The 12,400-nt window shown below is 41.2% G+C and carries 12 protein-coding genes; 7 read left to right on the top strand and 5 right to left on the bottom strand.

The window, feature by feature from the left end; all coding sequences use genetic code 11:
* Positions 1-26 precede the first annotated feature (26 nt).
* A complete protein-coding gene (locus tag NAF01_RS13335; protein ID WP_163139850.1) occupies positions 27-884 on the bottom strand; it encodes a metal ABC transporter permease in 858 nt (285 codons plus the stop codon).
* Positions 884-1,630, bottom strand: coding sequence for a metal ABC transporter ATP-binding protein (locus tag NAF01_RS13330; protein WP_135148215.1), 747 nt, complete (start codon positions 1,628-1,630; stop codon positions 884-886). The genes NAF01_RS13335 and NAF01_RS13330 overlap by 1 nt, the downstream gene beginning before the upstream one ends.
* A gap of 341 nt (positions 1,631-1,971) precedes the next feature.
* Between NAF01_RS13330 and NAF01_RS13325 the strand changes: the two genes are divergently transcribed.
* From NAF01_RS13325 to NAF01_RS13310, 4 genes are all read left to right on the top strand, one after another.
* The gene (locus NAF01_RS13325) at positions 1,972-2,550 is read left to right on the top strand and encodes a glycerol-3-phosphate acyltransferase (protein ID WP_250800419.1); all 579 of its coding nucleotides are present in this window, start codon (positions 1,972-1,974) and stop codon (positions 2,548-2,550) included.
* A gap of 3 nt (positions 2,551-2,553) precedes the next feature.
* Complete coding sequence (locus NAF01_RS13320) at positions 2,554-4,164, top strand: aminotransferase class V-fold PLP-dependent enzyme (protein WP_250800418.1); 1,611 nt, start codon at positions 2,554-2,556, stop codon at positions 4,162-4,164.
* Positions 4,151-5,980, top strand: coding sequence for an LTA synthase family protein (locus NAF01_RS13315; protein ID WP_250800417.1), 1,830 nt, complete (start codon positions 4,151-4,153; stop codon positions 5,978-5,980). Before NAF01_RS13320 ends, NAF01_RS13315 begins: the two co-directional genes overlap by 14 nt.
* Positions 5,981-6,369: 389 nt before the next feature.
* Positions 6,370-6,558, top strand: coding sequence for a hypothetical protein (locus tag NAF01_RS13310; protein ID WP_048009257.1), 189 nt, complete (start codon positions 6,370-6,372; stop codon positions 6,556-6,558).
* A gap of 261 nt (positions 6,559-6,819) precedes the next feature.
* Here NAF01_RS13310 and NAF01_RS13305 read toward each other — a convergent pair whose 3' ends face one another.
* Positions 6,820-7,293, bottom strand: a complete 474-nt coding sequence (locus NAF01_RS13305) for a DinB family protein (RefSeq protein WP_197249767.1) — start codon at positions 7,291-7,293, stop codon at positions 6,820-6,822.
* Positions 7,294-7,497: 204 nt separating this feature from the next.
* Here NAF01_RS13305 and NAF01_RS13300 point away from each other — a divergent pair, with 204 nt between their 5' ends.
* Positions 7,498-8,106 (top strand): hypothetical protein, encoded by a 609-nt coding sequence (locus NAF01_RS13300; RefSeq protein WP_250800415.1) that lies wholly within the window; start codon positions 7,498-7,500, stop codon positions 8,104-8,106.
* Here the strand turns inward: NAF01_RS13300 and NAF01_RS13295 are convergent.
* Positions 8,089-8,994, bottom strand: coding sequence for an AraC family transcriptional regulator (locus tag NAF01_RS13295; protein WP_250800413.1), 906 nt, complete (start codon positions 8,992-8,994; stop codon positions 8,089-8,091). The two genes, NAF01_RS13300 and NAF01_RS13295, sit on opposite strands and share 18 nt — an antisense overlap.
* A 104-nt stretch (positions 8,995-9,098) precedes the next feature.
* On the opposite strand from NAF01_RS13295, the gene NAF01_RS13290 reads away from it, so the two are divergent.
* Positions 9,099-10,052, top strand: a complete 954-nt coding sequence (locus NAF01_RS13290) for a DMT family transporter (protein WP_226618091.1) — start codon at positions 9,099-9,101, stop codon at positions 10,050-10,052.
* Positions 10,053-10,372: 320 nt separating this feature from the next.
* Positions 10,373-11,374 (top strand): LLM class flavin-dependent oxidoreductase, encoded by a 1,002-nt coding sequence (locus NAF01_RS13285; RefSeq protein WP_197215686.1) that lies wholly within the window; start codon positions 10,373-10,375, stop codon positions 11,372-11,374.
* A gap of 113 nt (positions 11,375-11,487) precedes the next feature.
* Here NAF01_RS13285 and NAF01_RS13280 read toward each other — a convergent pair whose 3' ends face one another.
* A complete protein-coding gene (locus tag NAF01_RS13280) occupies positions 11,488-12,213 on the bottom strand; it encodes a hypothetical protein (protein ID WP_226618092.1) in 726 nt (241 codons plus the stop codon).
* Between the last annotated feature and the right edge of the window lie 187 nt (positions 12,214-12,400).

Genomic DNA, 12,400 nt, shown 5'->3' with positions numbered 1-12,400 from the left:
CTCCTGAAATTTTGATATTATGATAATTAAACTAATGAAGCTCTCTTTTTCTTTACTTTCAGCGTTTTCCATATCAGCCCGTGCTTAGGGGAGAATAAGAAAACGAGAATGAAAATAGCGGTGGATGAGATGACTATCGTTGCTCCTGAAGCTAAGTTGTAGGTGAAGCTGAAGTAAAGTCCAACGATGGATGAAATCACCCCAATGCCAGATGCAATGAAAATCATCACCCACAGCCGCTCGGTTAAAAGATATGCTGACGCTGCAGGGGTGATAAGCATGGCAACTACCAGGACAATGCCTACTGTCTGGAGGGATGCAACGGTTACCATCGTTAAGAGAGTCATTAGGAAATAATGAATGAATCGAACGGGCAGTCCGTAAGCTGCGCCCATTGTCGGGTCAAACGATGTGACCAATAATTCCTTGTAAAAGAGGTAAACAGCCCCCAACACAATCAGGCTGATGCCCAATGTGATCCACATATCGGATGATCTTACCGCCAAAACATTCCCAAATAAAATATGGTACAAATCTGTACTGCTTTTTAGCATTGTAATAATAATGATTCCTGAAGCAAATGCGGCCGTAAACATAATGCCAATTGAGGTATCATGCTTAATCCGGCTGTTTTGCGAAACGAAGCCGATAGCGATCGCCGTGATTACACCGCTGATCACTGCCCCGAAGAAGAAGTTGACACCAAGCATATACGAAATGGCGACGCCGGGAAGTACGGCATGTGATATGGCGTCTCCCATAAGAGCCATTCCCCTCAGGATGATAAAACAGCCAATGACTCCGCAGATAATTCCTACCATAACCGACGTTAATAGCGCTTTTTGCAGAAAACCATATTGCATCACCGCTTCAATGAAAGCCATTATAATGACACCCCAATCTCATTCATAAATGCAAATTGCCCCTGGTATGCTTTTGCAATTACATCAGGTTTAAACACTTCTTCAACAGTTCCGAAACTGATCAATTCCTTATTTAGCAGGATTAACTGATTGAAATAATCGTTAGCCTTACTTAAGTCATGATGTACGACAATCACTGTTTTTCCCTGTCTGCACAGCTCCTTCAAAATATTCACAATCGTTTCCTCGCTCGATACATCAACCCCGACAAACGGCTCATCCAGAAAAAAAAGATCGGCTTTCTGGGCAAGAGCTCTCGCCAGAAAAACTCTCTGCTGCTGGCCGCCTGACAGTTCACCAATCTGTCTTTTGCTGAATTCCTGCATGCCGACTCGCTGAAGACATTCCATGGCCCATTCTTTATCCTTCTTCTTTGGACGCCGGAACAGTTTTAAATGGGGGTAGGTTCCAATAAGAACGGCATCAAGCACTGTGATGGGGAAATCCCAGTCTATGTCATTGCGCTGCGGGACATAGGCGATGCTTTTGCGAACTTCAGTAATGGGTTTTCCCAGCACCGTTACTGCACCTTTATCCTTTGGTATGAGATTCAGCATAGCTTTTAGGAAGGTTGATTTGCCTGCGCCATTCGGTCCGATAATGCCCACCAGATTCCCGGTATTCACCGATAGGCTGACACCAGTTACCGCTTCATTTCCAAAATAGGAGACGTGCAAATCCTGTATGGAGATAGCTGGATCGTTCATTTTTTTATCCTCCTTCATTTTCCAAACTTAAATGAATTCAAATTAATTGTTTTTATACAATTTAACTTCATATGGACAAGATTTATGTGTTTATTAAAAAGTTTTGCCTTAATGCAAATTATATGCGATTGATAAACAATGTCAACACAAAAATATAATTATTTTACTGAAAATTTAATGTTGGCATTAAAATAGCTGAATTATGATTTAAGGCTCTGGCAATCAACTTGTTTAATGGTAAAATTAGGTGAGTAACTGAAAAGTTAGATTGTAAAATTGTAAGTATATGAAACTTTTTACCCTTTTTGATCGTTTAATTAGTAGAAGGCGGGATTGGTTTTATGATCGAAGATGTTTGGGCCGCTCTGATCGTTATGGCCTTTTCTTACGCATTGGGCAGCATAACTGGAGCTTATTATGTGGTTAAATATTTGGCTAAAGAGGATATAAGGTATATAGGGAGCGGGAATGCAGGGGCTACCAATGCCGGAAGAGCATTCGGGAAGACTGGGTTTTTGCTGACCATAGCAGTTGATGCGGGAAAGACATGGGGAGCTTTATATGCAGCTGGACTCTTGTTTGAAGGTGATGGTGTATACATTCTTAGCGCTGTTTGCGTGCTCCTGGGCCATCTTTTTCCAATTCAGCTGGGGTTACATGGCGGAAAAGGAGTGGTTGTCTATCTGGCTTCTGCCTTGTATCTGGAGCCTCTGACGATAGCAATCATGGTCATCACAATGGGAATTATGTTTGCATCTCTTCGAAAGTATACATTATCGGGTTTTATCTCGATGGCTTCAATTCCAATAACAGCCTGGGTGATTGGGGATTCATTCATTATTGCGGCAGGACTGCTGCTGATGTTTATCATTGTCCTAATTTCCCATACAAATTTCATCATGCCTAAGCATAGGAGGTAAACTATGAATATTATCTGCAAAATCGCAGCCGATCATGATGAATTTGAACAAATTCATCAGCTGAACTATCAGACATTTGTGGAAGAAATTCCACAGCATAAGCAAAATGAAAATCAGCTCCTAATCGATAAATTTCATGAAGAAAATACATATGTGATTGCCAAGGCTGGCGAGGAAGTGGCAGGAATGATCGCCATTCGAGCGAAAAGGCCATTTTCGCTTGATTACAAACTTCCTAATCTCGAAGACTACTTGCCTGTTAAGGGGGAATATTGCGAGGTACGCCTGCTGTCAGTCAAAAAAGAATACCGCAGCACCCGTGTTTTTTATCAGCTTTGTGAAAAGCTTGTGGAGCTTTGCCTTGAAAAAAATTATTCGATGGCCCTGATCTCGGGGACGGTCAGACAGCTGAAATTGTATAAGCGGATTGGCTTTTTGCCTTTCGGTCCTCTGACAGGAGAGGAGGGCGCCCAATTTCAGCCCATGTACTTAACAAAAGAGAATTTCGAACGTTCAACAAAAGTTTTCAAACGCTTAATGGCCAGAAACTCAGATCAGTCCGGGCAGCACTCTTTTTTGCCGGGACCAGTCTTTATTCATGAGAAGGTGAAAAACGCTTTTGCCAAAGAAGCCGTATCACATCGCCATCATGACTTCATTGAGGACTTGAAGGACCTGCGTTCTCACTTATGCAGGATGACAGGTGCCTCTTATGCACAAGTTATTGTCGGGACGGGAACACTTTCGAACGACCTTGTCGCTGCCCAGCTGAAAAACATGGAGGGGAATGGGCTGATACTCGCCAATGGTGAATTTGGCTATCGTCTCATTGATCATGCCAGAAGATTTCAACTATCTTTTCAGACGATTGAAAAAGACTGGAATGAACCGATCCTGCATGAGGAAATTGCATATATGCTGACAGAAAATCCTTCTATAAACTGGGTCTGGACGGTCCATTGTGAAACCTCAACAGGGTATTTATTCGATATAAGCAGAATTCAGGAGCTATGTGCGAAGCATGGTGCCGAGCTTTGCGTGGATGCATGCAGTACAGCCGGAATCGTCCCGCTTAATCTAAAAGATATTTATATGGCATCCTCCGTCAGCGGAAAAGGATTTGGCTCGTACCCTGGGCTTGCGATTGTATTCCATAGAGACAGAATTAAAGGGAACAGCAGTGTTCCCAGATACCTGGATTTAAAGATGTATGAGGACAATGAAAGCATTCCTTATACCCATTCTTCCAATCTGGTCTACGCATTAAAAGAGAGTATAAAGCTGATAGATTATGACAAGATAAACAGATTGTCTTTCAAAGTAAGGGAGAGGCTTGCAGACAAGGGTTTTTCCGTTCTGGGCGGGGACGATTATTCGCCAGGCATCCTTACTGTCCATTTGCCGGAGGGCGTTTCCAGCAGGGAATTTGGCGACATATGCAAACAGAATGGAACTCTTCTAAGCTATGAAAGCGGGTACCTGCTTGAAAGAAATTGGGTTCAGGTGGCTCTGATGGGGGCGCAGGAAGAAGAGAAGGTCATGGCTTCTATTGAAATGATGGCAGGTATTTTCGAAAAACACTATGAAAAGCGGTATGATTATGAAGTTATTTAAAAAGCTTCCTTCCATTTGGGCTGCCGTTATCTTAATCTGGATCAAGACGGCTGCTGTATCCTTTATCGGATTCAATTTGCACCCGGAGAACTGGACAGATATTTTATTTATGCTATTAAGCCCTATTGGGGCCATTATGGTCATTCTCGGAATTCCTTATTACTTTAAGCGAAAGGCCAAACCGGGAGCTATTTTTGCAGCGATGGCAGTTTTGACCGGCATTCTTTTTGGGGACCTACTATATTATCGCTTTTATACTGATTTTGTAACCGTTCCTATCCTTTTTCAGTTTAAAAATGTAGGAGGGATAGGACCGAGTACTTTTGAATTAATCAGCCCATGGGATCTTCTGTTATTGGCTGATCTGGTTGTTTTTTGGCTTTACTATTTAAAAAGGAAATCAACAGGTGAGCAGGTTACATATAAATCAAAAAGGCTTTATGGTGCTGTCAGTCTGATGTTTGTTCTAATAACCATCACTCTTGGCTTGGTGAAAGTGCCTCATTTATTTTCGGAATCCTATAATCGCCAGCAGCTTGTTAAGCATATAGGCTTGTATCAGTATCATCTATATGATATTGGAATCGCTGCAGCAAACCCGCTCAACCGCGCTTTTGCCAGTGCAACAGATGCTGAGGCTTCTGCTGAGTATGTGCAATCACATGAAGATAAGCCATCAGATTACTTTGGTGCCGCAAAAGGTATGAATGTCGTTCTGATCAGCATGGAGTCCACACAGAATTTTGTGATCAACCAGAAGGTGAATGGGCAGGAAATAACGCCTTTCCTTAATTCACTGATTGAAGACAGCTTTTATTTCAGCCGGGTCTATGATCAGACAGCACAGGGCAAAACATCGGACTCGGAATTCATGGTTGATACGGGCCTTTATCCTTTGTCCAGCGGCTCGGCATTTGTCCGGAAAACGGAAAACGCTTATCGGAGCCTGCCGCATATATTAGCTGAAAAGGATTATTACTCAGCCATTTTCCACGGGAATGACGCTTCGTTCTGGAATCGGGAGGCCATGTATGATTCCTTAGGATACAACCGTTATTTTTCAAAAGCCGATTATATGGTGAGTGATGAGAACTCAGTGAACTACGGGATTAAAGATATTCCATTTTTTCAGCAATCCATTCAGCATCTGGATAACCTGCAAAAGCCTTTCTACGCAAGGTTTATCACATTAACAAACCATTTTCCGTTTTTGCTGGAGGAGGAAGATCAGTTTATTCCTGAGGCCAGCACCAGTGAAATGGTGGTCAATCGCTATGTCACAACCGTCAGGTACCAGGATGAAGCCATTAAAACCTTCTTCCAGGACTTAAAAAAGAAGGGACTCTATGAAAATACGATGTTTGTATTGTATGGCGATCATTATGGCATCTCTGACAAGTATGAGCATGGTGTGCTTGAACTGCTGGGGCAGGAAGATACGATTGTGAACCGCATGCAGCTCCAGAGTGTGCCGCTGATTATCCATGTGCCGGGTGTGGAGGGCAAAACGTTCTCGAACCTTGGCGGGGAAATCGATATCAGGGCAACGATTCTTCATCTGCTCGGCATAAGTGCTGATGAAAATTTCAGCTTCGGGCAAAACCTGTTTACAAGGGATCCCTATCATCCCGTTACCTTCCGGGATGGAAGTTTCATAGCGAAAGACTATTTGTACAAATCCGGTAAATGCTTCGATAGTAAATCGGAAGAAGAAGCGGATATTACAGGCTGTGAACCTTTAATGGATATCTCCAGGAAAGAGCTCGGCTTTTCTGATGATATTGTGCATGGGGATTTAATGAGGTTTATGGAATAAAATAGTAAATAAAGAGAGGATTGCAAGTAATCCGTTTTTGACCGCTAAGAGAAGTGATTAGTATTACGGTATTTTAGGAATGCTGCCAATAGGCAATAAGGTTTATATAAAGAAAATTTGCGTAAATATTATTAAGGTGGTTCCAGCTATTTGCTGGAGCCATTTTCTTTGCAGATTCGTGAAAAAACTTCATATGCTTTGATCTACTTAATCGATTCTAAAGTATGAATATTTTGGGAGTTTTTTATAAAAAAACTGAACCAGAAGAGGGAATGCGAAAAAATGAATTTTTCCCAATTAAAAAATAGATTTCTTATTCAGGGTGATTATCCATGCAATCTTTCAAACAATGCATATTTTAAAGTAAATGGGACAAGGAGGTGATTTAGATGTCATGTGGAAGAAGAAGATTTGATGATGTAGCAGGTGCATTTGATCGTGATGACAGAAGAAGAAGAGATATTGATGTGGATAATGTGTTTATCCGTGCGAATAGGGTTATTGTTGTCGAGGATGATAGAAGAGATCGCAGAAGAGATGATGATGATAGAAGACGGAGAAATAGGTGTCCTTGGTAAACTGAATTTAAGGGTATGGTCAAAGCTGTTGAGAATTTGCTTTCTCAACAGTTTTTACATATTTATTAATTCCAGCTTCGTTTTCTTATAGTATGTCAGATACTCAGAGGTGCAAGTCCAGGCAGAATTTATGGCTGTTCGATGTAAAATCTTGGCTGCAGCAAAACGGAGAAATATAATATTATAAAAAAGAAGGATCCAGCTTGCATGTTGTTATGTTGGCTGAATCCCCATGCATTTTAAATTAGTCTTATGCTTGCCTTATTTAGAAGAAATGGATCGATAGATGCGTTTGATTGTTTCCATATGCATCGCTTCATGATAAAAGCCAAATAGAAATGCCTCTCCAGTTGTGTGAAAAGTTATTCCACCGCGATTTGTATATGGGCTGGGCAGTTTTTGGTGAAAACGATCATGAAGAAATGTCTTTATTCTGGGTTTTTGTTCGGATAAGACAGATGCAATTTCCTTGAATGAAGGCGGTGTATCGGTCCAATCGGCAGGCTTTGTTCCAGCGCCAAATAACCGTTCATAGTTCATCGGGACGTTCATTTCTTCACCTGATATTCCAAAGACCAGCTTTTCCTGTACAAATGCAATGTGACCGAAATTCCAGCGGATACTATTATTAAACCCTTCTGGAATGATATCAGCCATTTCTTCAGGAAATCGTTCAATCGATTTTTCAGTAATGCCCCGCACTGTTTCCATATGGTTAAAAATAGTCTGTTCCAAGAAACTCACCCTCCATTTCATGCTCACTGCATAAAGTTCTAGGCATACACTTCATTTTCCTACATCTAAATTTATTTTTATCTTTGAAAATTAATAACCTTAAGTCTCAAGTCCTATATCCATATACAGCGCAGGCTTCTTAACCAAAAAGACGTGTCTCTTTATTATTAAAATATAATCATATTTTTGATAAGGAGATACGTTATGTCTAATCAAAAAATCTATATACTCCTTACGGATACCGGAACGTTATTTACGCGGCTTATTAAGATTTATACAAAAAAACCTTATAATCATGCTTCTATCTCAATTGATCCTGAATTAAAAGAAGTGTACAGTTTTGGCAGAAAAACGGCGAAAAATCCATTCATAGGCGGTTTTGTTAAAGAAAATTTCCGAGGAGAATTTTTTAGTAACTCAAGGTGCACAGTCATTAGCTGTTCTGTTACAGATGCACAGCAGAATAAGCTTAAAGCATTCATAAACAAGATAGAATCAGAAAAAGACGATTACGGCTATAATCTGCTGGGGCTATTTGCGATCATATTTAATAAGCAACTCTCAAGAAATAATGCTTTTTTCTGCTCTCAATTTGTAGCAACTGTCTTACAGAGGAGTGAGATTGTCCATTTTACTAAACCGCCCTCACTTGTTATACCGCATGAGTTTTTGGAAATGGAAGATTTTCATATTGTTTTTCAGGGAAACCTGAAAGAGTATTTTCTGAATATAGACAGCCGGACTATAGATATAAACACATACTTTTCATCCCATGGCCAGGAACAGTTCGGACAATCAATGGCCATTTCCTAATGTGCTGCAATAATTTCGATTCTTTTTATACGCTAAAGGTGTCATATTCATAGACTTGCGGAATTTTTCAATAAAGTAACTGCTGCTGTTGAATCCTGCTTTAAAGGCAACTTCTGTGACATTCGAGTCTCTTTCTTGCAGCAGGGGGAGACTTTTTTGTATGCGATAATGAATCAAGTAGTTAATGGGTGTCGTCTTTAAGATTTTTTTAAAGTATCTGCAGCATTCAGAATTACTCAGCCTGCCGGCTTTGGCAATATCAGCAAGAGTAACTTTTTCAGCGAAATGCTGATGAATCCAATTCAGCATTGCCTTCATCCGCATATGCTTTTCAACTTCAGTCTGGCTGTATTCCAAATGAAATCCGTTCCTGATTAACTGCTGCCAAATGAATGTGAGCAAACTGGTTATGTTAATCTCGTAAAATGGAGGATTGTCATTAATTAATTTCTTGATTTCTATGATGCTTTCTAATATGCTTTTTCCCCAATCCTCGCTGCGGTTCAGGATGATGTATGGAAGATTTGTTGCTGATATATATGGATAAATATAACTGCTGTATAATTCCTGGGGAAGCAGGAAATGAGGGGAGACATTTAAACAAATATAAACGCAATCTCCGTTTAAGTCCTCGGCCGAATGGAGACAGCCGCTATTAATGAAAATGCCTTCACCTTCTTTAACTGCCAGTTTTTCCTCATTGATTTGGACAATAGCTTCGCCTTTTACTGACAGGATAAATTGAATCTCCTCATGCCAGTGCAAAGGGATTTTGCCTTGGATATTATCTGCAATCTTCGTTTCGTAGCAGGCGACAGGCATCACCACCGTCCTGTGGCTCGTTAATTCTTTCAGGCGTTCATCCACTTTAAAGTCTTTAATCTGCAAAAAAGCCACCTCAATATTGTTATACTTTTTTATGATATCCAGCTATTTTTATCACAGAATTTGGTTTATTATAACACTATTATTATATTTAAGGTGGAATCAACATGAAAGGACGTTCAAGGAGTACGGGTTTATTGCTTGTTATTTTTGGGGCTTCATTCTGGGGAGTTGGAGGAACAGTTGCCCAAAAGCTTTTTCAGGAATTTGGAATCTCTGTTGATTGGCTTGTCACAGCCCGGCTTCTGGTCGCAGGTGTTCTTCTTTTGGCCGTTCAATTTTTACTGAAAGATCGCTCACAGGTATTTGGAGTGTGGAAAAATAAAAAAGCAGCTGCCATGCTTTTGATCTTTGGCCTGGCGGGAATGCTGGCCGTACAGTACACCTATATGGCTTCCATTCATCATGGCAATGCGGCTGTTGCCACGCTGCTTCAATATCTGGCACCAGCTATGATTATCATTTACCTGGTCCTGCGTAAGCAAACGGTGTTTACAAGACAGGATTTGGTGACCGTGTCCCTTGCTATAGCGGGGTGCTTTCTTCTATTGACAAATGGTTCTGTTTCTCAGCTGTCCGTACCGTCACCTGCGATTGTATGGGGAGTTCTATCTGGTGTGGCACTGGCGTTTTATACGTTGTATGCCGTCCCGCTGCTCAAGGAGTATGATTCCCTTGTCGTGGTTGGCTGGGCGATGGTGATTGGCGGATTTGCATTGAGTTTCATCCACCCCCCATGGCAAATGGATTTTAGGAGCTTAACGGCTGAGGGTTACCTTTATTTGGTCTTCGTTATTATTTTTGGAACGATGCTTGCCTTCTGGTTCTATATTGAAAGTCTCCAAACGCTGTCTCCAACGGAAACCAGTCTTTTAAGCAGCCTCGAGCCGCTTGCCGCAGTATTTACTACGGTTATCTGGCTGAACGAACCATTCGGACTATATCAATGGGCTGGTACTGCCTGTATCTTTGGCATGATTCTGCTGCTGGCTTTGAGTAAGAAAAAACCGGCAAAAACCAGTGTTTCTGCTGAAAATGAAGAACCATTAAGAGTGAGCTGAGAGCCAGTCCCTTTCACAGGGGCTGGTTTTTTCTTGCTTAGGCTTGGGTGCGGCAGGACATGATTTCTTTGAGGAAATTTGGTATTCGCTCATAAACCGAAGGAAATCGCTCATAAAATAAGTTTTTCGCTCATAATCCAAAGAAAATCGCTCATAAAATAAAATTTTCGCTCATAAAAAGCAAAAATCGCTCATAACCACTGCCATTTCAAATTTTAATAAATTCTCCGCAGTAATTTTGCCCACACTAAGCATTATATTTTCCTAAATTTATTTCGGTTGTTAAAATAAAGTCAATTCTTCATGAAGGAGATTATAAAATGACCAATATACAAATACCTGTTTCTGTTTTAAACCTTGCCCCGATACGAGAGGGGAAGGACAGCAGGCAGGCCATCGAAGATCTTGTTGATCTGGCCCAGGCAACAGAGGAAATGGGCTACAAACGCTATTGGATAGCGGAGCACCATAATACCCCGACACTGGTTAGTTCTGCCACGGCAATTTTAATAAAACATGCATTGGAGCATACTAAAACGATTCGCATAGGCTCCGGCGGAATAATGCTGCCGAACCATGCGCCATTAGTGGTTGCCGAGCAATTCGGCACGATGGCAACCATTTATCCGGATCGGGTCGATTTGGGCCTCGGAAGGGCACCTGGCACGGATATGATGACGGCTAATGCGCTTCGCCGTTCAAAAAATGATTCTGTTTATACATTTCCTGAGGATGTGAAGCAGCTGCTGACATACTTTGGTCCTTTAGAGGAGCAGAGTTATGTAAAAGCACACCCGGGGGTTGAGACGAACATTCCTATTTATATCCTTGGTTCTTCGACAGATTCAGCGTATTTGGCTGCTGAGCTGGGGCTTCCATATGTGTTTGCTTCACACTTTGCTCCAAGGTGGATGGAGGACGCCATCCGGATCTACCGTGCCAACTTTAAGCCTTCACAATATCTGGATAAGCCATATATGATGATCTGCTTAAATGTCATTGCTGCAGAAACGGATGAGGAAGCTGAATTCCTGTCAACCACTATGAAACAGTTTTTCCTGAATGTTGTCAGAGGAACTTCCATGAAATTAAGCCCTCCGGTCGAGGATCTGGACTCTATCTGGAACCCAATGGAGAAGGAAGCGGCAGAGGGGATGTCGAGCGTCACCCTGATGGGCAGCAAAGAAACAGTCAAAGGGCAGCTGGAGCAGTTCCAGAGTATGTATAATGTGGACGAAATCATGGCGGTTTCTTATATTTATGATGAAGAAAAACAAAAACGTTCTTATGAAATATTGAAAGAAATAACAGACGGCAATTGAGCGGGGAAATATTCCCCGCTTTTCATATTTCTCGGGAAAGCGCAGGATTAGACTATTCTTGCGCGCAGCGGTCGTATCATGGCTTTTATTGCCGAAAAATGAAAATCCCTGTTTTAATCTATGGCTTGCTGTTTGTAGAGTGCGGGATTGGCTGCTGTATTCAAACTCTGTGCAGACGCCCATAAATTCGCCAGGAACCGAGGCATCATTTGCTGTGAAGGAAGAGTGCCATATCTGGAAAAGTAAACAAACAGCTTCAAATAAGTTCTTGCATTATTCGGCAGGTGAATTTCCCTTGCGTAGTATTCATTTTCTGTATAGGTTGCAAAAGAACGGGTTTCAAAGCCGGAAATAAACCGGGTGATCTCTCCTTTGTATTCATTTTGAATGTAATGGATCCTTTTTATTATTGTGGGGTCATCTGAGCCATCATAATTAGCAAGGCTTGCCTGCCTAGATGCTGGGACAGATGACAGGTTATCTGTAAGAGCAAGTGCATGTCCGTACGCTTTGTCATGACCTTCATAAAGAGCCCGGATATCTGCATTTTCCATTAAATCCACTAAACGCAATTCCACATTTTTTAAATAGGGCGGCCTGAAAATCTGCCTGGAAAGCTTAAGCTCATCAAATGAATCACATACAAATGAAGTGAAAAAATACCACTGGCCATTGTCATCCAGGCTGATATCATAATCCTGCCCATCAATTTCTACCCTGTAATCATTAAAACGGTCTTTACGGTCGAACGTAAAATCAAATTGTTCTCTTTCTGCTGGTTTAAACCCATATGGAGTTTGAATCGGTACGCAAATTTCTGAGAAGTATTGGTTTTTCATGCTGACTCTCACCTTGCATTTCTTTTATTCTGCTATAGAAAATACCCTGCAGATTCTTTTATCATGCCAAAAAAAGAGGATAATTTTCTTTAGTTATACAAAAATAATAAAAATCGAATGGAAAGGACATTGAGTATGAAAAAATGCATTTTTCTTTTCCTCAGTCTCGCAGTGTTCTGGCAATTGA

This window comes from Cytobacillus firmus (assembly GCF_023657595.1).
Classification (GTDB): Bacteria; Bacillota; Bacilli; order Bacillales; family Cytobacillaceae; genus Cytobacillus; species Cytobacillus firmus_B.
The sequence above is the reverse complement of the archived record's forward strand: the minus strand, read 5'-3'. Positions and strand labels throughout refer to the sequence as shown.

Coding starts and splice junctions, on each gene's coding strand:
- NAF01_RS13335 (WP_163139850.1), bottom strand. CDS start 884: ATGGCTTTCATTGAAGCGGTGATGCAATATGGTTTTCTGCAAAAAGCG.
- NAF01_RS13330 (WP_135148215.1), bottom strand. CDS start 1,630: ATGAACGATCCAGCTATCTCCATACAGGATTTGCACGTCTCCTATTTT.
- NAF01_RS13325 (WP_250800419.1), top strand. CDS start 1,972: ATGATCGAAGATGTTTGGGCCGCTCTGATCGTTATGGCCTTTTCTTAC.
- NAF01_RS13320 (WP_250800418.1), top strand. CDS start 2,554: ATGAATATTATCTGCAAAATCGCAGCCGATCATGATGAATTTGAACAA.
- NAF01_RS13315 (WP_250800417.1), top strand. CDS start 4,151: ATGAAGTTATTTAAAAAGCTTCCTTCCATTTGGGCTGCCGTTATCTTA.
- NAF01_RS13310 (WP_048009257.1), top strand. CDS start 6,370: ATGTCATGTGGAAGAAGAAGATTTGATGATGTAGCAGGTGCATTTGAT.
- NAF01_RS13300 (WP_250800415.1), top strand. CDS start 7,498: ATGTCTAATCAAAAAATCTATATACTCCTTACGGATACCGGAACGTTA.
- NAF01_RS13290 (WP_226618091.1), top strand. CDS start 9,099: ATGAAAGGACGTTCAAGGAGTACGGGTTTATTGCTTGTTATTTTTGGG.
- NAF01_RS13285 (WP_197215686.1), top strand. CDS start 10,373: ATGACCAATATACAAATACCTGTTTCTGTTTTAAACCTTGCCCCGATA.
- NAF01_RS13280 (WP_226618092.1), bottom strand. CDS start 12,213: ATGAAAAACCAATACTTCTCAGAAATTTGCGTACCGATTCAAACTCCA.